This is a genomic window from Altibacter sp., from assembly GCF_019913785.1.
Taxonomy (GTDB): domain Bacteria; phylum Bacteroidota; class Bacteroidia; order Flavobacteriales; family Flavobacteriaceae; genus Altibacter.
This window is the reverse complement of sequence record NZ_JAIOHK010000079.1, coordinates 1-25,925: the sequence shown is the minus strand read 5'-3', so window position 1 is coordinate 25,925 and position 25,925 is coordinate 1. Positions and strand designations below refer to the sequence as shown.

Annotated in this window: 22 protein-coding genes; 9 read left to right on the top strand and 13 right to left on the bottom strand. The window is 40.6% G+C overall.

All coding sequences use genetic code 11. The annotated features are described in order from the left end of the window. Positions 1-171 precede the first annotated feature (171 nt). The 6 genes from K8F54_RS13620 to prfB all read right to left on the bottom strand — a co-directional run bounded on the left by K8F54_RS13620 (position 172) and on the right by prfB (position 7,382). Positions 172-801: a cation transporter gene (locus K8F54_RS13620; RefSeq protein ID WP_290791828.1), complete on the bottom strand. Its 630-nt coding sequence runs from the start codon at positions 799-801 to the stop codon at positions 172-174. Positions 802-1,315: 514 nt separating this feature from the next. Next, positions 1,316-1,831, bottom strand: coding sequence for a hypothetical protein (locus K8F54_RS13615; protein ID WP_290791826.1), 516 nt, complete (start codon positions 1,829-1,831; stop codon positions 1,316-1,318). After that, positions 1,828-2,904 carry a tellurite resistance/C4-dicarboxylate transporter family protein gene (locus K8F54_RS13610; RefSeq protein WP_290791824.1) on the bottom strand — a complete coding sequence of 359 codons (1,077 nt, stop codon included), beginning with the start codon at positions 2,902-2,904 and terminating at the stop codon, positions 1,828-1,830. Before K8F54_RS13610 ends, K8F54_RS13615 begins: the two co-directional genes overlap by 4 nt. Before the next feature lie 149 nt (positions 2,905-3,053). After that, positions 3,054-4,421 carry a HAMP domain-containing sensor histidine kinase gene (locus K8F54_RS13605; RefSeq protein ID WP_290791822.1) on the bottom strand — a complete coding sequence of 456 codons (1,368 nt, stop codon included), beginning with the start codon at positions 4,419-4,421 and terminating at the stop codon, positions 3,054-3,056. 2 nt (positions 4,422-4,423) lie between these two features. Further along, the gene (locus K8F54_RS13600) at positions 4,424-5,128 is read right to left on the bottom strand and encodes a response regulator transcription factor (protein ID WP_290791820.1); all 705 of its coding nucleotides are present in this window, start codon (positions 5,126-5,128) and stop codon (positions 4,424-4,426) included. Between the two features lie 1,146 nt (positions 5,129-6,274). Then, positions 6,275-7,382 (bottom strand): peptide chain release factor 2 gene (prfB, locus tag K8F54_RS13595; RefSeq protein ID WP_290791819.1). Its coding sequence is split into 2 segments (ribosomal slippage): positions 6,275-7,318 and positions 7,320-7,382, totalling 1,107 coding nucleotides; the frame shifts between segments, so codons are not numbered across the junction. 159 nt (positions 7,383-7,541) lie between these two features. Between prfB and K8F54_RS13590 the strand changes: the two genes are divergently transcribed. The 3 genes from K8F54_RS13590 to K8F54_RS13580 are packed head-to-tail and all read left to right on the top strand — an operon-like array spanning position 7,542 to position 11,609. Continuing rightward, positions 7,542-9,950, top strand: a complete 2,409-nt coding sequence (locus K8F54_RS13590; protein ID WP_290791818.1) for a zinc-dependent metalloprotease — start codon at positions 7,542-7,544, stop codon at positions 9,948-9,950. A gap of 11 nt (positions 9,951-9,961) precedes the next feature. Beyond that, positions 9,962-10,582, top strand: coding sequence for a hypothetical protein (locus K8F54_RS13585; RefSeq protein WP_290791817.1), 621 nt, complete (start codon positions 9,962-9,964; stop codon positions 10,580-10,582). A 7-nt stretch (positions 10,583-10,589) separates the two neighbouring features. Further along, positions 10,590-11,609 (top strand): GntG family PLP-dependent aldolase, encoded by a 1,020-nt coding sequence (locus tag K8F54_RS13580; RefSeq protein ID WP_290791816.1) that lies wholly within the window; start codon positions 10,590-10,592, stop codon positions 11,607-11,609. A gap of 50 nt (positions 11,610-11,659) precedes the next feature. Here the strand turns inward: K8F54_RS13580 and K8F54_RS13575 are convergent, their stop codons facing one another. Both K8F54_RS13575 and K8F54_RS13570 read right to left on the bottom strand, forming a co-directional pair. Next, complete coding sequence (locus K8F54_RS13575) at positions 11,660-11,977, bottom strand: YegP family protein (RefSeq protein ID WP_290791815.1); 318 nt, start codon at positions 11,975-11,977, stop codon at positions 11,660-11,662. A gap of 132 nt (positions 11,978-12,109) precedes the next feature. Continuing rightward, positions 12,110-12,433: a YbaB/EbfC family nucleoid-associated protein gene (locus K8F54_RS13570; protein ID WP_290791814.1), complete on the bottom strand. Its 324-nt coding sequence runs from the start codon at positions 12,431-12,433 to the stop codon at positions 12,110-12,112. Between the two features lie 65 nt (positions 12,434-12,498). Between K8F54_RS13570 and K8F54_RS13565 the strand changes: the two genes are divergently transcribed. The 3 genes from K8F54_RS13565 (at position 12,499) to K8F54_RS13555 (ending at position 17,145) form a co-directional block, all read left to right on the top strand. Further along, the gene (locus K8F54_RS13565) at positions 12,499-14,634 is read left to right on the top strand and encodes a S9 family peptidase (protein ID WP_290791812.1); all 2,136 of its coding nucleotides are present in this window, start codon (positions 12,499-12,501) and stop codon (positions 14,632-14,634) included. A 77-nt stretch (positions 14,635-14,711) separates the two neighbouring features. Beyond that, positions 14,712-15,749, top strand: a complete 1,038-nt coding sequence (locus K8F54_RS13560; protein ID WP_290791811.1) for a cysteine synthase family protein — start codon at positions 14,712-14,714, stop codon at positions 15,747-15,749. Positions 15,750-15,885: 136 nt separating this feature from the next. Continuing rightward, on the top strand, positions 15,886-17,145 hold the full coding sequence (locus tag K8F54_RS13555) for an aminotransferase class I/II-fold pyridoxal phosphate-dependent enzyme (protein WP_290791810.1): 1,260 nt from the start codon (positions 15,886-15,888) through the stop codon (positions 17,143-17,145). A 57-nt stretch (positions 17,146-17,202) separates the two neighbouring features. On the opposite strand, the gene K8F54_RS13550 is transcribed toward K8F54_RS13555, so the two are convergent. The 3 genes from K8F54_RS13550 to K8F54_RS13540 form a co-directional block, all read right to left on the bottom strand. Next, complete coding sequence (locus K8F54_RS13550; RefSeq protein WP_290791809.1) at positions 17,203-17,817, bottom strand: N-acetylmuramoyl-L-alanine amidase; 615 nt, start codon at positions 17,815-17,817, stop codon at positions 17,203-17,205. Between the two features lie 65 nt (positions 17,818-17,882). Beyond that, positions 17,883-19,001, bottom strand: a complete 1,119-nt coding sequence (locus K8F54_RS13545) for a GNAT family N-acetyltransferase (RefSeq protein ID WP_290791808.1) — start codon at positions 18,999-19,001, stop codon at positions 17,883-17,885. 3 nt (positions 19,002-19,004) lie between these two features. Further along, complete coding sequence (locus K8F54_RS13540; RefSeq protein WP_290791807.1) at positions 19,005-20,045, bottom strand: transporter; 1,041 nt, start codon at positions 20,043-20,045, stop codon at positions 19,005-19,007. A gap of 106 nt (positions 20,046-20,151) precedes the next feature. Between K8F54_RS13540 and K8F54_RS13535 the strand changes: the two genes are divergently transcribed. The 3 genes from K8F54_RS13535 to K8F54_RS13525 are packed head-to-tail and all read left to right on the top strand — an operon-like array spanning position 20,152 to position 24,179. After that, the gene (locus tag K8F54_RS13535) at positions 20,152-20,415 is read left to right on the top strand and encodes a DUF4834 family protein (protein ID WP_363299885.1); all 264 of its coding nucleotides are present in this window, start codon (positions 20,152-20,154) and stop codon (positions 20,413-20,415) included. Positions 20,416-20,445: 30 nt separating this feature from the next. Beyond that, entirely contained in the window at positions 20,446-22,887 is a 2,442-nt protein-coding gene (locus tag K8F54_RS13530; RefSeq protein WP_290791806.1) for a YfhO family protein, read from the top strand. A gap of 2 nt (positions 22,888-22,889) precedes the next feature. Beyond that, on the top strand, positions 22,890-24,179 hold the full coding sequence (locus K8F54_RS13525; RefSeq protein WP_290791805.1) for a glycosyltransferase family 4 protein: 1,290 nt from the start codon (positions 22,890-22,892) through the stop codon (positions 24,177-24,179). Between the two features lie 60 nt (positions 24,180-24,239). Here K8F54_RS13525 and K8F54_RS13520 read toward each other — a convergent pair whose 3' ends face one another. Both K8F54_RS13520 and K8F54_RS13970 read right to left on the bottom strand, forming a co-directional pair. Continuing rightward, the gene (locus tag K8F54_RS13520; RefSeq protein WP_290791804.1) at positions 24,240-25,454 is read right to left on the bottom strand and encodes a hypothetical protein; all 1,215 of its coding nucleotides are present in this window, start codon (positions 25,452-25,454) and stop codon (positions 24,240-24,242) included. A gap of 308 nt (positions 25,455-25,762) precedes the next feature. Beyond that, entirely contained in the window at positions 25,763-25,915 is a 153-nt protein-coding gene (locus K8F54_RS13970; protein ID WP_363299892.1) for a T9SS type A sorting domain-containing protein, read from the bottom strand. Positions 25,916-25,925: the final 10 nt, after the last annotated feature.

Below are 25,925 nucleotides of genomic sequence, written 5' to 3'. Positions count from 1 at the left end.
TTTTCGACTTTAGTTACATAATGCGGGTAAACCGAAGCAAAGGTCATTTTGGCGATACGTTCGTCGTGGTGGCTGGTGTCGGTCATAGTATACTGATTTTGTTTCTAAAAATAATAAATTTTACGGTATGGCGCGGGCAGTTGGGCAAATGGGGAGAGGTCTACTAAAGAATCAATCACAGCATGCGGCGCTGCCGTTTTTAACTTTTTCAAAGCACTCCCGTCCCTCTTTAAATGCAAAATAGGCAAGTCCGAGTGTTCCCAAACTATCAATGTATCCTATTCCAAATAATTCGTAAACCCCACTGCTAATCAATAGAATGACGGACATATATACGCAGACCAAAGTGCAATTGGCATCGGCTAAGATGGGAGCAGAGTGTAATCGGGTGCCGACCTTTCTTTTCCATACCACCAATAACCACATTATAAGAATTGAGATCATTGAAATAACGACTCCCCAAAATGTAGTCAGCGGTCTGTGCCCCGTCCACAAATTATAAAGGCTTGAAACAACAAGACTAACGACCAAAATATAGAAGGCAACTCCGGTAATTCGCAATGCGGTACGCTCAAATTCGTCTCGGTTGCTGTCTGGGTTGTTTTGAATCCTAAGGATCATATGTGCTATCCCAAAGCCCGATATCACTTCAATAAAACTGTCTGAACCAAAGCCGAAAAGTGCCAAACTTTCATCTTCAAAGCCGAGATAGGTAGCAATAAGTCCTTCCACCACATTGTAGGCGATTGTAAAAACAGCAAGCCCAAAAGCAATTTTGTAGTAGGTCTTGTTAGTAGTCATTTAAAGTGTTTCTGAAGGGTGTGTTATGTATAACGACTATATTTTGGGTTTCTTGTGAATGATATGATAGTGAGTTTTCCAATTTACCTGCCGAAGGTATGCAGCGTGAGAGTCGGAAGTGCGTCGGATAGCTATATTGCCTATATTATTTTGATTAATTAATAAGTTTAAAAGTAGCAATATATTCCAAACTTATAATTTGGCCACGCTGAATTACAGCTGCTTTTATGTTTGATTATTTATAAATCAATTAAATTTAAGTAGAAATCAGAAAAACAAAAGAGCAGAGTAAGGTCAACATAGGCGTTGAAGGTTTTCATTCCGTCAACATCCATAATCTATACTCTTTTTGGCGATATCAAATTCCTCAGCCGTAATCTGGTGGAATTTATTTAGTAATTTTTAATTAGGTATGTCGGACTGCGTTCTGACTACTTCTACTTCTAATGTTTTTATCGTCATGATATTTATGCTTGGCAAAATTTTTGCTTCACAGTTGATTAATGTTTAAATTTTAACCGTTTGTATCGGAAATAATCTTCCCATCAATTCTTGAAATGAAGTCTTTAAGTTCCTTTTTTTTCATGCTCACGAGCGTTGTTCTATACAATAGAACCGCCAGAAAAGCAACTATTATAAATGAACTTGAGAGCAGCAGACTTTGCCATTGAAACTCAGTACCCCACATGACTAATACGCTGAGAAGCATAACAATAAGACCTATCGGTATTAATGTGCTATAGTACATTTTACGAATTAGAACATAAGGCTCTTTAATATCCATATTCAGCTTGATGATTGTGCGGTCGTTCAAACTTTCAATGATTTCGCCATCAATGTTTGAGGACTCACTTAAAGGGCTATAACGCACATGCTTCACCTTAAAAAAATGAGAAGTAATTTCTCCATAATAAACGGCATGGGGGGATTGACGAACCATGTCGAAATCTTCAACCGTTATATCTTTCAATTTACTCACCAACTCATTCAGAGAAAGTCGGACTTCTGTGGTAATTGCTTTTGAGTTCATAGTATTTGATTGTTAATAGGTTTATTTTTTGCTGAAATTGTGTTGTTAATAATCGTATATATTAATCCGCCCGTGGTTAAAGTCCAAGCAAACAGTGCGAGGTAAACAAATACCGAAGGAATATTGAATAAGAACTGAAGGTCTGTTGCCTGTGCCAACCGATAGGTGCAGACGGTGTACATACCCAAAGGGAATACCATACCCCAGTATTGAGGATGATAAACGATCGGAAAAAGTAGGTAGAAATGTCGCCAAGCACCGAGAATAATAATTATAGGTATCCACCATGTACCGAAGCCCCAAAACAGAAGCGTAAACCCCATCAAAAAAGGACGCAGCGAATTAAGAAATTCCGATTCACCTGCATATAAAACAAGAACAGATCCGGCAAGGGTAGTGATTGCTACTGCACCCATGTTTATCCAGTAAGGTGGTGCAAATTCTTCTGCCCTAAGCTCAAAGAATGTGAGACGATAAAATATTAAAGTAATAATAATAATGTACAGCATACATCCAATAAAGAACAGCACGAGCGAAGTAAAGAGGATTATTCCCGGGGGGAAGGGAAGGTGATTGACCAACTGGGCTCCCAGTATAGATACGGATTGTGTTGAAACCACCATAAGAAGCCATATACCATTTATGCCAACATCAAGTGAAGGTTTGTTCCGCTTGACCGTAATCATAATAGAAAAAAAGTAAATAAGAATAACCCAAAGTGTCAACCCCAAATAAAACAGGACGGTAGCGATCATATAGTTTTCTTGAATAAGAACAAATTGACTTCCGAGCACATTTGTTCCTGCTACAATAGTAAGAAAGCCTGAGCTTTTGGAATGGTTGGAAATGTCTTTGAGAAAATTTTGGAAATAGAATATTACTCTGCACAGCAGAAATAGCCATAAAATACAATAAGCGATAGCATTGAAATAAAGCAGCGCTTTAGGTACTATTGGAATTTTTAATAAGAATACCGCAATAGAAACTATTCCTGTTGCCATTGTTAGGGCAAAATACCCGGGAAATAGATTGGCAACACCCTTTTTTAAATTATCTAAATAAATTGCCGACATCAAGTGCTTTATTTCTAAAGCAAATATCAACTGAGAGAATTAAAATAAGCTTAGAATGAAATTAAAAAGAATTAAATTTTCAATGGGATTAATGGCCTTTTGTTGTGTAAAAATTAAAATGAGCTTAAAAACGGTAAGCGAACTTAAAATCAGCTTAAATTCGGCAGAATAATTTTTACAGTAGTTCCTTTATTCAATATAGAATGGATAAATATTTTGCCCGAATGGAGTTTAATAATCCTCTGTGTCAATGATAAGCCTATTCCCTTGCCTGAAATACCGTGTGTATTGCTGCCCCGGTAAAATGGTTCAAAAACATGATTTAGATAGGATTCGGGTATGCCGATTCCCTGATCAGTAAATAATAAGAGTATATCTTCTTTCTCTAAACCAACATTTATTTTTACTGTTTTGCTATTAGAAAATTTGCAGGCATTATCTATAATATTGGTAAAAGCGATTTCGAGTAATTTTGCTTTGCCTTTGCAGGTGAGGAATTTTTCATTATCGGTTATTTCTTCAAAACTGATTTTAATGTTGCAATCCGGTTTTTGTTTCATTATTTCATCACGTATATTCCACAATATTTCATCAATCCGTATTTCTTCAAAATCCTGATATAATGTATCTACATCATTATTTGCCAATTCCAATAAATTATTGGTAAGCGTTGTTAAATTTCTGATATGCACAGAAACCGATTCTAATGTTGCACGGTATTCTTCATTTTTCCTATCCTTCATTAAAGTAACATCAATTTGCCCGCCAATGGCTGTTAGCGGGTTACGCAATTCGTGAGAAGCATTTGAAACAAATCGTTTTTGTATAGTAAATGCAGTTTCCAATCGATCAAGCATCTTATTAAAAGTGGTGGTCAATTTTCCGATTTCATCCTTTACATGTTTCGTTTTTAACCGATAACTTAGATTTGGAGACGTAATATTATCGGCTTGTTTTACGATATTGATGATTGGTTTTATAAAGTATCCGGCAAAGATCCAACCACTCACAAAAATGATTAGCATGATGATAATCAACCTTATAGTAAGTATTTTTTTTAGGTTATTAATATAACTCGTGCCGTGTTTGTCTGTAGCCGAAGCAAAAAGTGTGTATGTCTTCCCTTGATATAAATGTTTAAATCCAATACCTTCCACATTTTTTTCCGACCATGAGTAAATTTTTTGTTTAGAAATAGAATTAATTAATTCAGGTTTAGGCACAGAAGCATCACTATCGTTATATATTAATTTATTGTTCTCGTCATAAATGGTAATATGTTCATTTGTAAGCGAATGTAAATTGTTTTCGTTAATATGATTTACCAAAAGATCTTCTGTTATTCCATTATTATTTATTAAAAACTCAAACTTTTCTATGACTCTGTTTTGTAAGCGGGAGTGAAAATCCTCCTGCCGATAATCTTCTGACAGATAATAAATAGCAAATGAAAAAAAGCATAGCATTATTCCTACGATTAAAGCAAAAAGTAAAGTAAACCGGGTTCTAATTTTCATGCTTATTCACCTTTTAATATGTACCCCATGCCAACTAGCGTATGCAATAGTTTCACAGAGAAACCTTTGTCAATTTTTTTTCTGAGAAAATTAATATACACTTCAATAACATTTGTCCCCCTGTCAAAATTGATGTCCCATATTTTTTCGGCAATCTCCACTTTGCTCACTACCTTGTTTTTATTTAAAACAAGAAGTTCGAGTAAGGCAAATTCTTTAGCGGTTAATGCGATTTCTTTTCCACCTCTTTTTACTCTTTTATTATTAATGTTCAATGCTAAATCTGCCACTTTTATTATATAATTTTCTTTTTGCAAATTGTCCGTTTCTGGAGTTGTTCTTTTAGTCAGTACGTTGACTCTAGCCAGCAATTCACGAAAATCGAAGGGTTTAACCAGATAATCGTCAGCCCCAGCTTCAAATCCTTCCAGCTTGTCATCGAGTGTGCCAAGTGCAGTAAGTAGTAATATCTTTGCAGCATTATTTTGTTTCCTGATTTTTTTACATAATTCGAGACCATTTAATTGTGGAATAATGATGTCAAGAATAATAACATCATATTTTTTTGAAAGAGCCAATTTCTTTCCACATTCGCCATCATATGCAAATTCAACCTCAAAGCCGCTTTCTTCTAATCCTTGCCTGATAAACTGCAAAACATCAGGTTCATCTTCAACAACAAGAATTTTCTTTTTCTCTGTGTCCATGTTTTATTTAAAGTGTAAAATAGTATAACTGGTTATTTTTCCTCTCAGTCACCTGAGTCCTGGTCAGGCTATACGATCGGTTAGGTCGTGTTAGTCCGGCTGTAAAGTAAATGCGTGTTGCGATAGGTCTTTCTTTACTCGACATTGTCAATGTGGCCGTAGTCTTTTTTAGTATGCGTCCCAACGTACCTACCTGCTGAAGCGGAGCGAAGGCAGGTTGGCGCCGCAAACTTGTGTTTATCAGATAAAGATATTGTTTTTTAAGTTTTGAAAATATTCTAAATCGAAAATTCTAGCCATGAACTGTTATGCGATATTGTGTGAAGTAATTAGTCAGCTAATTTATTCAGTTCCTTCTGATTCGGCATCCATAACCACATGCCTATAATTCCAACACAGTATTTTCGACTTAAATCATCTAGTTAGTTCAGTTCTTTTTTATAAAAGTGAACCTAAAGCTATTTCTCCAAATGATGATAATCTATTTATAATTTATATGGACAATTGTTGTTTTGCTAATAACAACAAGCTAATTATTAGGCGCTTATAAGGTTAATACTTATATTTGAGTACAATAAAAGACGTTATTTTTGATAAAATATTTTATGAATAACTAAAACTTATCTTATATGAAAACTAAATGTTTATTTATCTTATTATTGTTTATTCCTGTTTTTTTTACAAGTTGTGATGAAGAAGATGCGCAAGAGAGTTGTGAAGATCTAGGATGTACTTGGCATATACCTATTGGTGAAGAGGAGTGGCAATGTAGTTGTTAACTAAAACGATAGCATGTTAATTTTGCCGCGATCTAATGCAATTTATGAAGATGATTTCAGTTAATTAATAGGTATCTTCTATTCACTGTTCACTTCTCACCATTCACTATTAAAAAGAGGTTCACCCGTGTTTCACCCGTGTTTCACCCGTGTTTCACCCGTGTATACTCCCACTATAACGCTAGGTTAACCTAACCATAACCCTACGGTAACTGCACTATAAGATATAATGGCGTACCTAAGAGTCATAATCATATTGCAGATCGCACCGCTTACTTTTTGGTCACTCAGAGCGAAACAACGCGAAGCGAAGCATCTCGTTTTGGCTCTTGGTTCTTGGCGCTTTCTCCCAACTTCTCACATCATCCTATAACTCATCCCGCTGCTCCTTCTGCCCCGTCATCATCAAATAGGCTTTTAGGAATTCGTCTATATACCCATCCAACATGGCCTCGGTATTCCCCGCCTCGTAGCCGGTACGTACATCTTTCACCAATTTGTAAGGGTGTAGCACATAATTGCGTATCTGCGACCCCCATTCGATCGCCATCTTGCTGTTTTCAATTTCAGCACGCTGGGCTTGTTGTTTCCGCAATTCAATTTCGTACAACTGCGACTTTAACATCTGCATGGCCTTTTCGCGGTTTTCCAATTGCGAACGGGTTTCACTATTGTGAATCACGATCCCACTGGGATGGTGGGTTAGGATGGCCTTGGTCTCCACCTTATTCACATTCTGCCCCCCGGCGCCGCTGGAGCGTGCAAAATCCCAGGAAATATCCGAAGGATTAATATCGATCTCAATACTGTCATCGGCCAAGGGATATACATACACACTTGCAAAACTGGTATGCCGCTTGGCATTGCTATCGAATGGGGAGATACGTACCAAACGATGCACACCGTTCTCACTCTTCAGCCAGCCAAAGGCGTAGTCTCCATCAATTTCTAAAGTGACGGTCTTTACACCGGCCACATCGCCGGCCTGATAGTTGAGTTCTTTGACCTTAAAACCGTTCTTTTCGGCCCACATCAAGTACATACGCATAAGCATACTCGCCCAATCACAACTTTCGGTACCCCCGGCACCGGCCGTAATTTGGAGGACGGCACTTAAATCGTCGCCCTCTTCACTCAGCATATTCCGAAACTCAAGGGCTTCGGTGGCTTCAAGGGCTTCCTTAAAACGTTTTTCTACCTGCTCGGCCGTACCTTCTCCTTCCTTAAAGAATTCGAACAGCACTTCGGCATCGTCGGTGAGGGATACCGCTGTTTCATAATCGGTTACCCACTTCTTTTTATTCCGAAGTACCTTCATAAAAGCTTCAGCTTCCTGCGGGTTGTTCCAAAAATTAGGGTCGAAGGTCTTTTCTTCGTCGTTGGTAATCTCTATTTGTTTGCCGGCAACGTCAAAGATACCTCCTTAACGCATCCTGGCGATCTCTAAGATCTTTAAGCTGATCGTATGTAATCATATTGGGTAAGAATTTTCAACAAAAATAGAATTAACCCTCACAAACCGAAACTATTTTAAACGAATTTTATAGTTTTAGCCCTAACTAATTGAAAGGTAATTCAATTTGTGTCCCGAGAGGGAGCAATTAGGGGAGAATTGCTGTTATAAAAAATACGTTATGAAATATGTATTATGCCTGTTGGCATTTTGCTTCGGAAGTATGGCCGTCTTTGGTCAGTTTTTAGAAACGAAAAAAGAACTCACCAAGTTTGAAGGATTTTTCGATTTTCACTATTCCGAAGCTGAAGGAAACATTTACCTTGAAGTTGACAAACTCGACACCGAGTTTTTATATGTGCATTCACTCCGTACCGGATTAGGTTCCAACGATATAGGTCTGGATCGAGGACAGTTAGGCGGTGGTGAAGTAGTGCAATTCGTGAAAACCGGAAATAAGCTACTGCTTATACAATCCAATATGCAATACCGTGCTAACACCCAAAATCTACTCGAAAAAAAATCGATCAAGGAGGCCTTTGGGCGCTCGGTGCTCTTCGGATTCGAGATCAAGGAGACCAAGGGTGAATCCTATGTGATTGATCTTACTCCCTTTTTACTGCTGGATGCGCATGGTGTGGCCCAAAACCTAAAAGCCAATAAAGAAGGAACTTATAAACTGGATAAGGATCGGAATGCACTTTGGATGGAACGCACCAAGGCCTTCCCAAAGAATGTAGAGTTTGAAGCCATGCTTACCTTTGTTGGAGAGCCTACCGGAAAGAAATTACGGGAAGTGGTGCCCAATCCCAATTCGGTTTCGGTCATACAACACCACAGTTTTGTGGCTTTAGAAAATTCAAATTATGCGCCAAGGGCCTTTGATCCAAACTGTGGTTCGTATCCCATGATCTATATGGATTACAGCAGCCCAATATGGGAGCCCATTACCAAACGGTTTATCACTCGCCATCATTTAGAAAAGAAGGATCCCAATGCGGCGGTCAGCGAAGCCAAAGAGCCTATAATTTATTATCTGGACCCCGGAACTCCCGAACCTATTCGTTCGGCCTTGATGGAAGGAGCCGGTTGGTGGAATCAGGCCTTTGAGGCCATAGGATATAAGGACGCCTTTCAGGTTAAATTACTCCCGGCAGATGCAGACCCCATGGATGTGAGATATAACGTGATACAATGGGTGCACCGCTCCACCAGAGGATGGAGTTATGGGTCTACCATCAACGACCCAAGAACGGGTGAGATTATTAAGGGACATGTGAGTTTGGGGAGTTTGCGTATTCGTCAGGATTTTATGATAGCGCAAGCCTTGATGAACAAACCCTTTGCCGAACGGGATGATAACCATCAACAAATGTTAGCCATGGCCTTGGCTCGGATTCGGCAACTGGCTGCACACGAAGTGGGACATACCTTAGGCTTTGCCCATAATTTTGCGGCCAGTACCACGGGAAGGGTGAGCGTGATGGACTATCCGCACCCTACACTTTCTTTACAAAATGGCGAAGTAGATTTCAGCAATGCCTATGCTACCGGGATAGGGGAATGGGACAAGGTAACCGTTGCCTATAGTTATAGTGATATTCCTAAGGACGTAAAGGAGAAAGACGCATTGAACTCGATTTTGGAGGCTGGGTTTTCAAAAGGCTATCGCTTTATATCCGATAGTGATGCCAGGGCACAGGATGGGGCACATCCAAAAGCACATTTGTGGGATAATGGAGAAAATGCTTCGGAAGAATTGGAGGCGATGCTACGGCTTCGGGAAGTAGCGATCAGAAATTTTTCCGAAGACAATATTCGCAAAGGAGAACCTTTTTCGGTTTTGGAAGATGTATTTGTTCCCCTGTATTTTTTTCATCGCTATCAAACCGAAGCAGCGGTAAAATTAATTGGAGGGATGGACTATAATTACGCAGTAAAGGGAGCCGATGATATAATAGTACAAACGCTTCCGAAGCAAACCCAAACCGAAGCCCTTCAGGCGGTGTTAAAAACACTGGAGATGAAGACACTTGCGATTCCCGAAGACAAACTAAAGTTATTTCCGCCACGCGCGTATAGCTATTATCGATCCCGAGAATCCTTCAAAAGCAAAATGGGCGTAGCCTTCGATGCACTAGGAGCAGCCGCTACCGCAAGCGATATGACCTTGGGTTTACTTTTAAACCCGGAGCGCGCCAACAGGTTGGTACAGCAGAAAGCTTTGGATTCAAAAAATATAGGCCTCGATGATGTCTTGGAACAATTAATTCAAACAACCTATATGGAGAGGAGAGGTTCAGACTATGAGGCAGAGGTGCAGCGTACCGTTCAATACGAAACCTTACAATACTTAATGAATTTGGCGGTGAGTACCAAAACCATAGCACAGACGAAGGGCCTTGTAAATGAAACAATTGATGCGTTGGCAGGTTCTTTGGCAAAAAACAAGGATGCATTTAGCAAGCAATTGCTTCGTGATATAGCACAGTTTAGGGAAGATCCCGAAGAGTTTAAAGTAATCACACCACCTAGTATTCCGGATGGAAGCCCTATTGGAAGTTTTCAGTGTGAAATTGTTGAACCATAAAATTAATACCTATGAAATATCTATTGATGGGGCTTACCCTAATGTTTTGCTCGGTACTAATAGCCCAACACGATGAAGCCTATGTGGAAGATCTGGTTTCAGAATTTACAAAAAAGTTAGCAGAGCGTGAAATCGACACCTGGTTTTCCAATAAGCGCTACTGTAAAGGGGCCATCGAAATATTTACGCTGGAAGATGGTAGTCTGTGTAGTTCAAAGGAAACCTATTTTCAGGTCTATTTGTTTTGGATGGACGAAGGAAAACCCATGATCAAAAAATTTGACAACTGCGGCAGGTACTATTCATTAGAATTGCAAGATGCCTCCTTGCTGGATTTCTTCCAAAACAATAAGGAAGCACTAAAAAGCGGATTGGTAAAAAACTATCAGGCCAAATCCATTTCAGGGGTACCCAAACTTAATACCGAAACCTACCCCTGTTCGCGAGGGTTTCAGTTTAAGACCGCCGGGGATTGGTTTGGGCAAACCTATAATCTGTTTGACCTTTCAAATGATTCGGATAGTTCTAATATGAATGCTGATTACAACAACGCATTAGAAATTGTAGCCCTAGATGCGCTATTGGATAAAACCATAGAAGCGATGGAGCCTAAATTCAGAAGACAAAACTAAGTTACAAATGATTATAGACCTACGCAGTGATACGGTAACCAAACCTACCCCGGGAATGATGCAGGCGATCATGGAAGCACAAACCGGAGACGATGTGTACAAGGAGGATCCTACCGTTAATACCTTAGAAAAGCGTTGTACGGAGCTGTTTGGGATGGAGGCCGCCTTATTTTTTCCTACCGGAACTATGGCCAATCAAGCAGCGATCAAATTACACACCCAACCCGGTGAGCAATTGATTTGCGATAAATGGGCGCACGTCTACAATTACGAAGGAGGCGGTGTTTCTTTTAACAGTGGGGTATCTTGTAAGTTAGTGGATGGTCATCGCGGGATGATTACCGCAGCACAGGTGGTGGATTCCATCAATCCTCCCGACTTTTATCACAGTCCGTTAACGTCCCTCGTCTGTATCGAGAACACAACTAACAAGGGTGGGGGAGCCTGCTATGATATGACCGAACTAAAGAAGATCAAAGCGGTTTGTGATGAACATGGACTGGGGATTCATTTGGACGGCGCACGATTGATGAATGCACTCGTCGCAAAAAATGAGGATCCCAAACAATATGGACAGCTATTCGATACCATCTCTATTTGTTTTAGTAAGGGTCTGGGAACGCCACTTGGAACGGTGCTTGTGGGAAAGAAGGATATCATGAAGAATGCTATTCGGGTGCGGAAGGTTTTAGGAGGCGGTATGCGGCAGATTGGCTATATGGCAGCTGCAGGATTGTATGCTCTAGACCATCATGTGGAACGCCTAGCTGAAGATCATAAAAAGGCGAAAGAATTGGCAGCAGTGCTCGCCGCACAAACCTATGTAGATAGGGTAGAACCCACCGAAACCAATATTGTGATCTTTTACCTTTCCGATCGGATTTCAGAAGAAAAATTCATGGCCGATTTACAGCAACTCAGTATAAAAATAAGCAGTATGGGACAGGGAAAATTGCGTATGGTAACGCATTTGGACTATACCCAAGAGATGCATCAAAGGGCGATGAACGTATTGGCAGCCTACTAACTAAAAGCGCCTCCCAGGGGAGGCGCTTTTAGTTTTTAAGGAGCTTATAATTATACTTCTTTTACTCCTGCTCCGGGCGCATTCTTTGCCACGGAAGCGATACCATTCTTAGCACCGGATTCCCCCGCGTACATTTGGCTACTCCCAATAATTTGACCGTTGGTCGATTTGATATTGAAATGAATCTTACCGTTTTTGGCAGTTTTAATTTCAAAACACTTCTCATCGCCACAATTTTTCTTAACAGATTCAATTCCGTTCATAGCAGAAGCCTTAGACGCATACATTTGGCTGGTAAGGATTACTTGACCATTAGCCGCTTTCAATACAAAGTGAAATTTGTCACCACTTTTCTTTAATTCAAACATTTTTTTAAGTTTAAAAGTTAGACCTTAAGTTTGAGTGACAATATCGGAAAAATAATTTGGTCTGTAAATTTTATAACCGATTGATTTATCAAAAAGTACAGATTTTCTTCATGCTAGTTTTGACAGGGCCTTTTATGAAAACAAATCCATTCCCGGAATATTAGGCATCCCTTCTTTGGCCACGGCACTTATTTCGGCTTCCTGTACATTTGTTGCCTTTTCTATCGCCTTGTTCAGGGTAAGAATTAGGTAGTCCTCCAGTTGTTCTTTGTCTTTTAGAAGTGCCTCGTCTATTTCCATATTCTTGATCGTTCGGTTGGCCGTAAGGGTTATTTTTAAAAGTCCGTCCGAACTTTGTTCGTCAATAAGTACGGTGTCCAATCTTTTTTTGGTGGCTTCCACCTTTTCACGGGTCTCCTTCAGTTTTCCCATCATCCCCATAATATCTCCAAACATAATTTTCTGTTTTATATATGCGGCAAATTTACTACTTTGCAGAGGAACAATTCAAGCTTTCGTTTATGAAAAATTTACTGGTTATTTCCGTTGCTTCTCTTATTTTTGCCGCTGCCTGTAATACGAATGAAACTTCAGAAAAAACCATGAGCCTTACTCCTCCAAAAGCAGATAAAATTCCGAAACAACTCACCATCCACGACGATGTGCGTATCGATAACTACTATTGGCTCAACCAAAAAGATGAACCGGAAGTAATTGATTATCTGGAGCGTGAAAACGACTATTACGAAAAGATGACAGCGCATACCAAGCAGCTGAAAGAAGATCTTTTTGAAGAAATGAAGAGCCGAATCAAGGAAGATGATGCGTCGGTTCCCTATTTCTACAATGGATACTACTATATTACCAAATTCGAAACCGGAAAGGATTACCCCATATATACTCGTAAAAAGGGTTCTCTAGAGGCGGCAGAAGAGGTGCTGTTCAATGTAAATGAAATGGCCAAAGACTATTCCTACTACAACCTGCGCGGTATCAATGTGAGTTTGGACAACAAATGGGCTGCCTTTGGAGTAGATACCTTGAGCCGAAGAAAATATACACTTCATATTAAAAATCTGGAAACAGGCGAGATCCTGCCACAAACTATCGAATTAACTACCGGAAGTTCTACCTGGGCCAACGACAATAGAACATTGTTCTACACGCGTAAAGATGAGCAAACACTTCGGTCTAACGAAATATTTCGACATACACGAGGCAGCGATCCGGCGAAGGATGTATTGATCTTCACCGAAGAAGACGAAACCTTTAATACCTATGTGTATAAAACCAAGTCGGATAAATACCTGGTCATAGGCTGTTCCAGTACGCTGACTTCCGAATATCACATACTCGATGCCAATGCGCCTATGGGCACATTTAAGGTGTTTCAGGCCCGAGAGCGAGGATTGGAATACGGGATTTCACATTTTGGAACCGATTTTTACATCCTCACCAATAAGGACGATGCCACCAATTTTAAACTGATGAAGACTTCAGAAAAGAAAACATCACAGGAAAATTGGGTAGATGTCATACCGCATAGGAACGATGTACTCATGGAAGACATCGATATTTTTAAGGAATATTTGGTCGTTAGTGAGCGAAGCAACGGTTTGAATAAAATACGGATCAAGCGTTGGGATGAAACGGCCGACTACTATTTACCCTTTGACAATGAGACCTATACGGCCTATACCACGCAGAATCCCGAGTTTGACAATAAGGTACTGCGATATGGTTATAATTCGTTGACCACGCCGGCCTCTGTGATCGATTTTAATATGGAAACCCAGGAAAAGACCGTGATGAAAGAGGTTGAGGTGTTGGGCGATAAATTCGACAAAAACAACTATGCATCCGAACGGGTTTGGGCAACTGCCGAGGACGGTACCAAAATACCCATCTCTTTAGTCTATCGAAAAGGGATGAAGAAGGACGGTAAAAACCCCTTGCTTATCTATGGGTACGGTTCGTATGGAGCGACCATCGATCCGTATTTTTCGTCTTCACGACTTAGTTTGTTGGATAGGGGATTTGTTTTTGCCATCGCTCATATTCGCGGCAGTGAATATTTGGGTAGACAATGGTATGAGGATGGAAAGCTGTTGAACAAGAAAAATACCTTTACCGATTTTATTGCGGCTTCCAAATATTTGATTGCCGAAAAATACACTTCAAAGGACCATTTGTATGCCTCAGGGGGTTCGGCAGGTGGATTGTTGATGGGTGCTGTGCTGAATATGGCTCCCGAAATATACAACGGGGTAATCGCCTCGGTGCCTTTTGTCGATGTTTTAACCACCATGTTGGATGATAGTATTCCATTGACAACCGGAGAATATGACGAATGGGGCAACCCCAATTTAGCCGAATATTATCATTATATAAAATCGTATTCGCCCTACGATAATGTAGCTGCATTAGAATACCCAAATATTTTTGTTACAACAGGTTATCACGATTCGCAGGTACAATACTGGGAACCGGCAAAATGGGTCGCTAAATTGCGCGAATTCAAGAAAGGCGACAATAAAATATTTTTTCATACAAATATGGACGCTGGCCATGGGGGTGCTTCCGGCCGATTTGAGGCTTTAAAGGAGGTTGCCATGGATTATGCTTTTCTATTAGATTTGGAAAGCATAAAGGAGTAATTAAAATTTTTAATGTACATTTGTACGGTTTTTAAATTTAGGATCGATCGCTTAAGTTTTATAAAAAACTCCCTTATATGAAAGAAGGAATTCAAGCCCATAATAATGTGTTAGAGCTCATAGGTAACACACCATTAATAAAGCTCGGCAACATTACTTCAAAAATGGAAGGTAATTATTTCGCTAAAGTGGAAGCGTTTAACCCCGGGCACTCTACCAAAGACCGCATCGCATTATATATCATCGAGGAAGCCGAACGAAAAGGCATCCTAAAACCCGGTGATACAATTATTGAAACAACTAGTGGGAACACAGGCTTCAGTATTGCGATGGTGAGTATTATTAAAGGGTATGAATGTGTTTTAGCTGTGAGTTCCAAGTCTTCTAACGACAAGATAGACATGTTGAAGACCATGGGCGCTAAGGTATACGTTTGTCCGGCACATGTGAGTGCAGATGACCCACGTTCATATTACGAGGTGGCAAAACGTCTTCACAGTGAAATTAAAGGCTCTGTGTATATCAATCAGTATTTTAACGAGCTGAATATGGATGCACACTACAATACTACCGGACCGGAGATCTGGAATCAGACCAATGGAAAGATCACGCATTTAGTAGCCTGTAGTGGAACCGGAGGAACTATTTCGGGGACTGCCCGATTTTTAAAAGAACAAAACCCCGATATCCGGGTCATTGGAATTGACGCATTCGGATCGGTATTACAAAAATATCACGAAACGAGAGAGTTCGATGCCGATGAGATCTACCCATACCGAATAGAAGGTTTAGGGAAGAATTTAATTCCCACAGCAACCGATTTCAATATCATCGATAAATTTATAAAGGTAACCGACGAAAGCAGTGCTCACACCGCACGCGAGTTGGCAAAAACCGAAGGCCTATTTGTTGGCTATACCAGTGGGGCAGCCATGCAAGGCTTAAAGCAACTGGAAGAAGAAGGCGAATTTACCGAAGAAAGTAATATAGTCGTTATCTTCCCCGATCACGGGTCGCGCTATATGAGCAAGATCTTTAGCGATAAGTGGATGAGTCAGCAAGGCTTTTTCGATACCGAAACCGAACATTCCGTTTCCATAGAATACATTAAATAGTACTTGAAACCAAATATATTATAACAACCGCTGCATCTTGCAGCGGTTTTTTTATTTCTAGAGTCTCAATAAAAATAAATATGTTATAATATTAAATTTAAGTATTTTTGCCCCTACAAAGAAACCAGCTGTTTTTATGAGAGATTTATTCGATAAAATTTACAAGGATAAAGGTCCATTGGGAAAATGGGCAGAACAAGCCGAAGGGTATTTCGTGTTTCCAAAATTGGAAGGCCCTATTTCTAACCGAATGAAATTCAGAGGTAAAGAGGTTATTACCTGGAGCATAAATGATTATTTAGGACTTGCCAACCACCCTGAAGTACGTAAGGCCGATGCAGAAGCTGGTGCAAAATACGGTTCGGCCTATCCTATGGGTGCTCGAATGATGAGTGGCCATACCGATCTTCACGAGCAATTGCAGCGCGAATTGGCTGCCTTTGTTAAAAAAGAGGCTGCCTATCTCCTCAATTTTGGCTACCAAGGAATGGTTTCTACCATAGACGCCTTGGTTTCTAAGGACGATGTGATAGTATACGATGTGGATGCACATGCCTGTATTATCGATGGGGTTCGTTTGCACCTCGGACAGCGTTTTACCTATAAGCACAACGATATGGAAAGTATCGAGAAGAATTTAAGACGTGCAGAAAAAGTAGCAGAAAAAACAGGTGGAGGGATTCTTTTAATTTCTGAAGGTGTTTTTGGGATGCGTGGAGAGCAGGGTAAATTGAAAGAAATTGTTGCCCTAAAGAAAAAATTTAATTTTAGATTGTTTGTCGACGATGCCCATGGCTTCGGAACCTTGGGAAAAACAGGGGCAGGAGCCGGTGAAGAGCAAGGCGTACAAGACGATATTGATGTCTACTTTGCCACCTTTGCCAAGTCCATGGCCAGTACCGGTGCATTCATAGCCGGAGATGAAGAGATCATTAATTATTTGAAGTACAATCTGCGTTCGCAAATGTTTGCCAAATCTTTGCAAATGCAATTGGTTGAGGGGGCTTTGAAGCGATTAGATATGCTTCGTACCATGCCCGAATTAAAGGAAAAACTGTGGGATAACGTAAATGCACTTCAGAATGGATTGAAGAAGCGAGGTTTTGATATTGGAACCACCCAGAGTTGTGTGACTCCGGTCTATTTAAAAGGAAGTATTCCGGAAGCCATGGCCCTTGTTAAGGATCTACGCGAGAATCACGGCATCTTCTGTTCTATTGTGGTATATCCGGTAATCCCAAAAGGCTTGATCCTATTGCGTATGATTCCTACGGCAACACATACCATGCAAGATATAGAAGATACACTGGAAGCATTTTCGGCCATCCGCGAGCGTTTGGAGAACGGCACCTATAAACGCCTTTCGGCAGCGGTTGCAGCAGCCATGGGGGAGTAGTGCTTTCTCAAAACTGATATAAAATCTAAATCCGCCACTGGCGGATTTTTTTATGGGTTACAATTCCGATAAAAACCCTAGGATGGATTTGGAAATATGATCTTGTACCGAAGGATCCACGAGTAGTTTACGGTCGGTATCGTTGGTGAGATAGCCTAATTGCAATAGTACGGTGGGTGCTTCGGAATTTTTCAGAATAAAATAATTCGCTTTTTTGATGTGTACCTTGTTAATAGGAGTTGTTTTTAATTGTAATTGCAACGATTTGGCAATGGCTTCAGCTTGAACAAAGGCCTTGGAGGCTTCCGAAATATACAATTCGGCACCCGAAGCGTTCTCATCTTTGTTTTCATTTATATGAAGTGACAGCACCAAATCCGGCTGCAAGTCGTTTATAAATTCCACGCGTTGCTTTAATGTGGCGTTAAAGTCGGAACTGCGTGTAAAATGAATTTTCAGGTTTGTATTGGTGTTTAGTAGGTCAATTTGATTGGCGATGTGTAGCACCAATTCCTTTTCGGAATAGGTGCCTAGCTGCACACCAAAATCATCTCCTCCATGGGAAACGTCAATGACGACAACCGTTTCCTTATTTGAAGTTTCCGGCTGAGGTGTAAATGCTATCGATACAAAGGCGAATAGGCAGATAGAAAATTTTACGAAGTTTTTCATTGAAGAATGTAGGTTAGGGTATACCCATTAAACCGGTATCCAAGCTATTTATTGCCTAGTGGTGCTTATAAATCAATCCGAAAGGTGCTTCGTTCCTTGTGCTGCACCGGATTGTAATCTTTCCAAAGCAGCTGTACGGCTGTGTTTTCGATCAATTCGGGATTTGTTTCGACCGTGCGAATTCCCTTTGCATTGAAGAGTTGTTGCATTTCTTCAAAGATAATAGCGGTTACGCCCTTTCCTTGATATTCGGGGTCAATTCCTATAAGATAGAAGGCTGCTTTGTTGTTTTTCTTCTGTGCCTGTAAAATATGGTACCATCCCAGAGGCATCAGCTTTCCGTTTGCCTTTTTTAAGGCTTCAGAAAAAGAAGGCATGACCACCGAAAAGGCAATTAGTTTTCCCTCTTTGTCTTTAATACAGGTAATATAATCGGGGTGAATAAAGCTGAAATATTTTTCCTTGTAATAGTCAATTTGGTATTGCTGAACAGGAACAAAGGTCTGCAATGTATTGTAGGTTTTGTTCAATAGCTCGAACATGGTATCCACATAGGGCAGGATCTCTTTTTTATGCTTAAACCGAATCACAGTTAGTTGGTATCGTTCCCGAACAATCTTAGAAAATTTCTGAACCTTTTCGTAGATGGTATCCGGAATTGAAAGTGAATATTCTACCCAGGTTGCCTGTTTTTCGAAGCCTAATTGCTCCATATGCTTGGCATAGTAGGGGTGGTGATACCAGGTGATCATGGTGTTGAGTTCGTCGAAGCCTTTGGTGAGAATTCCGGCCTTTTCCATATTTGAAAAACCTACGGGGCCTTCGGCGTATTCCAAATTATTTGCTCTTCCAATGGTATACACTTCTTCAAGTAGCGCCTTTGTTACTTCGATATCATCGATCATATCGAGCCATCCAAATCGCACCTTCTTTTTACCAATTTCTTCAACTTCCAAATGATTGATGATTACCGCAATCCGACCGGCTATTTTACCATCCTTATAGGCCAAAAAATAGGATGCTTCGGCATTTTTAAAGACCGGGTTTTTTGCGATGTCCAGCGTTTGCAACTCGTCGTTGATCAAAGGAGGCACCCAGTATTTGGAGTTTTTGTACAGTTGAAACGGGAAGGTTACAAACTGTTTTAATTCTTTTTTGTTGGTTACTTGTAGTATTTTAATCATACACTAATTACTATATAGTCCGCCATCGCCATTACCATCACCGCCATCGTCGCCTTCCACGCCATCTTTTCGTTTCTTTTCACGTTTCTTTTTGCCTTTCTTTTCCTTTTTGTTTTTACGTCCTGCTTTTCCTTTTTCTTCGATATACTCATCGGTATCGTGCATATCGAAACGATAGGAAGCACCCACTCTTACATAAAAGCGAGAAGGTGTATCTTTAAAATTGACCATGAGCGAGGCGTCCACCTGAAAATCTTCTGTGACTAGTACCGCTGCACCACCACGCAACAGTTGATCTGCATAGAAGTCACTCTTAATGCCTTGATTTTCCACAAAAACTGAAAACCAGTCGGTAGGCGTATGGGTAAGTGTTAAGACATACGAATACATAGGTTCGTCCGTGGTGATTCTATCTACGATGATATTGGTGACAAATACAAATCCGCCCACCCAGTTATTTTGAGTGGCCAAGACAAACTTAGGACTTATAGAAGTACCATCAACTGACGCGGAATACGGATTGGTAAGTTTATCTATGGCATTTTCAGTAAAATCAATATTGGCACCTGCATAGACCGAAATCGCCGGAATGAGATCCCTCCACTGCATTTTGAAATTTGCCTTCCAACTGTATAGGTTAGGACCTTCCAGCTCCATTTTACGATAGGGGTCGTAAATTAGGTATTTAGCTCCAATGGTATTGCTTCTGAACGTGCTCACCCGTCGTTCTTCTACCGGGTCGAATTGCAAATAGGAATAGTTATTCGACTGAAATTCGCCAATAATACTTACTTCAAGTTCTTCTCTCCAAAACCCATAGCGCGCGCTGTAATCCCATGCAAAGGCACTGGTTTCGGTATCCAACAGACTGTGTTTTTCCTTTCCGAAGCTCAAACCGGTCTCAAATTGCAGCACTTTCTTACCTACTGAAAAAGCCCCTTGAGAAGCCCCGGGTCTATTGGAATTAAGTTCTTCGGTGTATTGTGCCGAAACTGTGAGGAGTGGAATTAATAGAAAAAAAAGTAGAAAGTTTCGGATATGCATAGCCTATTCGGTTTAGTTCAAAGATATAAGATTTTATCATTTATTTAATAGATGATTTTCGTCTTTTTCTGCATCAATCCTTACTTTTGACAAAGATTTTTGCATTATGATGACTTTCTTAAAAACGATATTAATTATCCTTCTGGTATACTATGGGTTAAAGTTTTTCATAAAACTGCTTATGCCTTATTTTATGCGGTATCTCGCAAAGAAGGCCGGACAGCGATTTGAGAAGGCTTTTGGTGCAAATCCGTATCAGACTTCAAAACCCCAACCCGAAGGTGAAACCTCAGTTGATAAAATGCCGCCTACGCCTACTAAAAGTAAGTCCACCGTTGGAGAGTATGTGGATTACGAAGAAATTGACTAATTTTCAAGCTTCATATTTCAAACACATTCTATGCAGCGTCTTTTAAAGGAGTACCTTCCACATCTGGTTGTATTATTATTATTTGTAATTGCCTCGTTAGCCTATTTTAGTCCTGTACTTCAAGGTAAAAAGATATTTCAGAGTGATATTGTCCAATACACGGGCATGGCGAAACAGCAGAACGACTTTAGGGAAGCCACCGGAGAAGAAACTTATTGGACCAACGCGGCTTTCGGAGGAATGCCCACCTATCAATTAGGCGCCAAATACCCGCATAATTATATAAAGAAATTAGACCTTAGCCTGCGTTTTTTACCCCGTCCTGCCGATTATCTGTTTCTGTATTTTATAGGAATGTACCTGCTATTTCTCGTCTTGAAAGTAGATTATAAATTGGCTTTTTTAGGTGCCATAGCCTTCGGGTTTTCAACCTATCTCATAATTATTCTAGGAGTAGGGCACAATGCAAAGGCACATGCCATCGCCTATATGCCATTTGTACTAAGTGGTATCATACTCACTTTTCGCGGAAAATACCTTTATGGATTTGTGCTTACCACGGTTGCCCTGGCATTGGAATTGGTAGCGAATCATTTCCAAATGACCTATTATCTGCTCATGTTGGTGATTATTATTGGTATTGCCTACTTGGTGGATGCTTATAAAAAGAAAATGCTACCCCATTTCTTTAAAGCCGTTGCCATCATGGGGGTAGGAGCTGTGATCGCGGTTGGCCTAAACGCCACCAATATTTTAGCCACCAAGGAATATGCAGACACCTCCACCAGAGGGAAAACAACATTGACCCTCAATCCCGACGGAACACCGAAAAGTGCTTCAACCGGGCTGGATTACGGTTATATCACCGAATACAGCTATGGAATAAAGGAAAGCTTCAACTTGTTTATTCCCCGCTTTATGGGAGGAGGCTCCGGTGATGAACTTCCGAAGGATTCAGAAACAGTAGAAGCCTTATTGCGTATGGGAGCCTCACAAGAGGAAGCCAATCAGATATTGAATCAGGTACCGGTCTACTGGGGTGACCAACCCATAGTGGCTGCTCCGGCCTATATAGGTGCAGTAGTGATCTTTTTAGCCTTATTGGCGCTGTTCTTGGTAAAGGGACGGCTGAAATGGTGGGTGACCGCTGCGTTTATCCTGAGTCTATTCTTGTCGTGGGGAAAGAACTTTAATTTTCTTACCGAGTTTTTTATCGATTATGTGCCACTTTACAATAAATTCAGGGCGGTTTCTTCCATCCAAGTACTCATCGAATTGGTGCTACCCATTATAGCCGTAGTTGGATTGCATCAATTCTTTAACGATTTTGAACGAAAAGAGGAAAAAAAGAAAGCTTTGTTGTATGCAACAGGAATTGCCGGAGGACTCGCATTGATCTTTTTATTGTTTAAGTCGGCGTTATTCGACTTTGCCAGTCCGTACGACAAATATTTCATCGAAGATATGGGACTACCATTTGTAGAGGCTATGCGAGCAGATAGAGCTTCTTTAATGACTTCAGACACATTGCGAACATTGGTCTTTGTATTGTTGGCCGCTGCAGCCCTTTGGTTGTATCTGAAGGCAAAACTTAAGCAAGTCGCAACCATGACCATTTTAGGATTTCTACTGGTGATAGATCTGGTGGGGGTAGATAAACGCTATGTAAACGATGAAAACTTTGTGAGTGCCCGTATGGTGGATGAACCCTTTCAGAAGAACGGGGCCGATATGCAGATCTTGGAAGATGATGGATATTTCAGAGTCTACGACGCTATGAACAATGCCTTTAACAGTGGGCGGGCAAGTTATTACCACAATGCCCTAGGCGGATATCATGCGGCGAAACCGGGTAGAATGCAGGATATTCAGGATTATTATTTGAGCAAAGGGGATATTGGCATTCTAAACATGATGAATGTGCGCTATATCATTACCCAAGCAAAAAACGGAGGTGCCGTGGCGCAACGAAATCCGTATGCCAATGGCCCGGCATGGTTTGTTGAAAATGTAATGTTGGCAGAAAATGCCGATGAAGAAATACGCTTATTGGATAGTTTGAACACCAAGGAAACCGCTGTCATCAATAAGGAATTTCTTTCAAAAATTCCGCTTGAAAAGATAGAAAGGGATTCCACGGCCACCATTGATCTTGTGGAGCATGCCCCTAATTATTTGGTATACGAAACTTCGACCCAATCGGCTCAGCTGGCACTTTTTTCTGAAGTCTACTATCCCAAAGGTTGGAATGTCTATATCAACAACAAACCTGTTGACTATATAAGAGCGAATTATGTCTTACGAGCCTTGCCCATTCCCCCCGGAAACCACAAGGTTGAATTTAAATTTGAACCCAAGGTGATTCAAACAGGAAGTACTATTAGCTTGGCGAGTAGTGCCTTGTTGCTGTTAATTATACTAGGGACACTCTTTTATACCTATCGAAAACGGAATACTGAAACCACTCCATAATCTTGAAGAAACGGGCGCTTATTATAACGTATTATTGGCCACCTGCCGGGGGGCCGGGGGTACAGCGCTGGTTGAATTTTGTAAAGTATTTGGGGGAATTCGATATTGAACCCGTAGTGTATATTCCTGAAAACCCGCATTACCCGTTGGTTGATACTACTTTTATATCGGTAGTGCCCGAAGGGATTGAACTTATTAAACACCCTATCAAGGAACCATATCGATTGGCGGCTCTTTTTTCAAAAAAGAAAACACAGCAAATAAGTAGTGGGATTATTACAAAAAAAAAACCATCCTTACTCGAAAAGGTCTTGTTGTATATACGAGGAAATTATTTTATCCCCGATGCACGCATAGGCTGGGTACAGCCCTCGGTTCGTTTTTTACAAGACTATTTGAAAGTACATCCCGTGGATGTGGTGATTACCACCGGGCCACCACACAGCCTGCACCTTATTGGATTAAAGTTGAAAGAAATCGTAAAAATACCTTGGGTAGCCGATTTTAGAGATCCTTGGACCACGATTCATTATCATAATTCCCTAAGGCTCACGGTTGCTTCTGAACGAAAACACAAAAAACTGGAGGCGCAGGTGCTGCAAAATGCCGACAGGGTAGTGGTGACGAGTCCGACGACAAAAAAGGAATTTGAAATAATCACCGACGCCCCAATAGCGGTGATCACGAACGGCTATGGCGATACGGCGAATGACATTGTCCCAAATTTTGACAAAAGATTCTCGATAGCGCATATTGGGTCCTTATTAAGCGAACGAAACCCTAAGGTTCTATGGAAAGTTTTATCCGAAATAGCTTCGGAAAACGATACATTTAAAAAGGATCTTCAACTTAAGTTTGCGGGAGCGGTAAGTGAGGATGTTTTAGCAAGTATTGATAGCTTTCAGTTGCGGGAAAATTTGGAAGTGATTGGGTATGTATCCCATTCCGAAGCAATTCAACTGCAGCACAACGCGCAATTGCTTTTGCTGGTTGAAATGAACAAACCGGAAACCCGCGCCATCATTCCCGGGAAATTGTTCGAATATTTGGTGGCCAGACGTCCTATTATTGCGTTCGGGCCACAGGGCAGTGATATGGCCGGGATTATTTCAGAAACGAAGTCTGGGCACTTTTTTGGCTACCATAATGAGGAAGCACTTGCTTCACAAATACTGGAATATTACGCCTTGTTCAAGGCCGATGCACTTTATTTGGGGCCTTCAGAAATAAATCAGTACAGCCGACGAGAACTCACAAAAAAACTGGCAGCGGTACTTCACGAATTGTCATAAAAAGCGAAACCCCCGCCCGGCATGATGCCTGACGGAGGTTTCTAACCAACCAAAAAACTCTTATTGACCGCCTCTACGGGAATTTGAACTTCCTCTATTTGTTTTTGAAGCGGGCTTGGAAACGGAACTTCGTTTCGTTGTTTGTTTGCGCGAGCTATTCTTTATTACCGTATTCTTGCGCGTTTGTTGAGAGCGTTTGATCGAATTGTTATTCGATCCATTTCCACCTCTTGACGAGATGCTTGTTGCTTTCGACTTTTTTGTATTTACACGCGTGTTTGTATTTCTTGTCGACTTTGTTGAAACATTGTTACCTTGTTGTTTCACATTGTTCCGCGTGTTCGATGCATTTCCGGAAGTTCCTGAAATACGATTACTTCTTTTTTTCGTCATCGAATTGTCGACAGATCTATTTCTTGAAATTGTGTTGTTCCGCTTTACTTTTGTGTTATTTCTAGAAATAGTATTGTCTCGTTTCGTATTAATGGCGTTCGTATTATTTCTTGAAATTGAATTGTCACGTCTTGGATTTGCCGTTGCATACGAATTGCTTCGGTTTGGGTTATAATTGCTGTTCTTGGCAACACGACCGTTCTTGTAATGAACGCGACTTCCGGGTCTGTAAAAGTTTCTTCTTCCGTTGTTATAAGCTACGCGATGTCTGTTATTATAATACTGTCTGTGGTGATGATAGCTATAACGATGTGGGTTATAATATCTTCTATAAGGGGTGTCGTACACTATACAATGCGAATAGTAAGGACGTGCGTAATACACATGCCAAGGGCGGTAAATATATCGTGGTGTCCATAGGTTTATATAGCCTGAACAATGTGAGAAATAGCCATAGTGATTGTAATATACCCGAAGACCACCCACGCGTACGATACGTCGATCGTTATAACGTATTTCTGTGTTTCCGGCTTGGACAATACGTCCGAATTCATCGTAATACACGGGAACATCCTCAATTTGGATTACGGCTCCGTAATCATCGTATTGTATGTAGGTGTCGTAATCGTAACCGGCATTGTAATTAATATTTATATTTCCGGCGTTGATGTTTACATTCACATTTCCGTGGCGATCGTGACCAAGGTATACAAAGTCGAACTGACCATCGGGGAAAACTGAAAACTCGACGCCATTCTCTACAAAAATATAGGCGGAACCATCATAGGAATAGTTTCCATGGGCATCGTAATTTAAAGTTTCTGCTTTGCTGGTAATCCCTATCATAAGAAAGGCGATTAGAAGTGCTGCTGTTTTTTTCATAACGTAAAAATTTAGGTTGTACTTGCTTAAATATTTTTGGTCAGCTCGGTACAGTTACTGAATAACCAACGACCGTGCCAAAAATGTAAGTGCTTGATATTAAAGGAGGTTTGGCGAGGATTAAAATTGAAGCAATAAAAAATCCGCCGAACCTTTTTAGGGGAACGGCGGATTTTAACTAACCAACCAAAAAACTAATTTTTCTTTTTCGTATGTCTTTGTGAGAATACGAATCTCTAAATAGTGAAATACAATCATCGTGCCAAATATTATTTTTCGGCCATGATTTCAATAAGATTAAGGTGGATTTATTGGATGATGAACTTCTCTGTTTTAAGGAGTTTATTTTCTGAAAATACCTGATAGAAATACAGCCCTGAAGCATAATCCATACTACTGATGGTTACATGGTTCTTTGTTATTTCTTCATCTCTTACCAGCCCGCCAGATAGGTTGAAAATTTTAAGTCGG

Excerpts from the sequence above, each read along its gene's own strand:
- K8F54_RS13600 (WP_290791820.1), bottom strand. The coding sequence starts at position 5,128 with ATGGACACAGAGAAAAAGAAAATTCTTGTTGTTGAAGATGAACCTGAT.
- K8F54_RS13565 (WP_290791812.1), top strand. The coding sequence starts at position 12,499 with ATGAAAAATTTACTGGTTATTTCCGTTGCTTCTCTTATTTTTGCCGCT.
- K8F54_RS13540 (WP_290791807.1), bottom strand. The coding sequence starts at position 20,045 with ATGCATATCCGAAACTTTCTACTTTTTTTTCTATTAATTCCACTCCTC.
- K8F54_RS13590 (WP_290791818.1), top strand. The coding sequence starts at position 7,542 with ATGAAATATGTATTATGCCTGTTGGCATTTTGCTTCGGAAGTATGGCC.
- K8F54_RS13580 (WP_290791816.1), top strand. The coding sequence starts at position 10,590 with ATGATTATAGACCTACGCAGTGATACGGTAACCAAACCTACCCCGGGA.
- K8F54_RS13610 (WP_290791824.1), bottom strand. The coding sequence starts at position 2,904 with ATGTCGGCAATTTATTTAGATAATTTAAAAAAGGGTGTTGCCAATCTA.
- K8F54_RS13545 (WP_290791808.1), bottom strand. The coding sequence starts at position 19,001 with ATGATTAAAATACTACAAGTAACCAACAAAAAAGAATTAAAACAGTTT.
- K8F54_RS13560 (WP_290791811.1), top strand. The coding sequence starts at position 14,712 with ATGAAAGAAGGAATTCAAGCCCATAATAATGTGTTAGAGCTCATAGGT.
- K8F54_RS13615 (WP_290791826.1), bottom strand. The coding sequence starts at position 1,831 with ATGAACTCAAAAGCAATTACCACAGAAGTCCGACTTTCTCTGAATGAG.
- K8F54_RS13575 (WP_290791815.1), bottom strand. The coding sequence starts at position 11,977 with ATGTTTGAATTAAAGAAAAGTGGTGACAAATTTCACTTTGTATTGAAA.
- K8F54_RS13570 (WP_290791814.1), bottom strand. The coding sequence starts at position 12,433 with ATGTTTGGAGATATTATGGGGATGATGGGAAAACTGAAGGAGACCCGT.
- K8F54_RS13535 (WP_363299885.1), top strand. The coding sequence starts at position 20,152 with ATGATGACTTTCTTAAAAACGATATTAATTATCCTTCTGGTATACTAT.
- K8F54_RS13530 (WP_290791806.1), top strand. The coding sequence starts at position 20,446 with ATGCAGCGTCTTTTAAAGGAGTACCTTCCACATCTGGTTGTATTATTA.
- K8F54_RS13550 (WP_290791809.1), bottom strand. The coding sequence starts at position 17,817 with ATGAAAAACTTCGTAAAATTTTCTATCTGCCTATTCGCCTTTGTATCG.
- K8F54_RS13555 (WP_290791810.1), top strand. The coding sequence starts at position 15,886 with ATGAGAGATTTATTCGATAAAATTTACAAGGATAAAGGTCCATTGGGA.
- K8F54_RS13520 (WP_290791804.1), bottom strand. The coding sequence starts at position 25,454 with ATGAAAAAAACAGCAGCACTTCTAATCGCCTTTCTTATGATAGGGATT.
- K8F54_RS13620 (WP_290791828.1), bottom strand. The coding sequence starts at position 801 with ATGACTACTAACAAGACCTACTACAAAATTGCTTTTGGGCTTGCTGTT.
- K8F54_RS13585 (WP_290791817.1), top strand. The coding sequence starts at position 9,962 with ATGAAATATCTATTGATGGGGCTTACCCTAATGTTTTGCTCGGTACTA.
- K8F54_RS13605 (WP_290791822.1), bottom strand. The coding sequence starts at position 4,421 with ATGAAAATTAGAACCCGGTTTACTTTACTTTTTGCTTTAATCGTAGGA.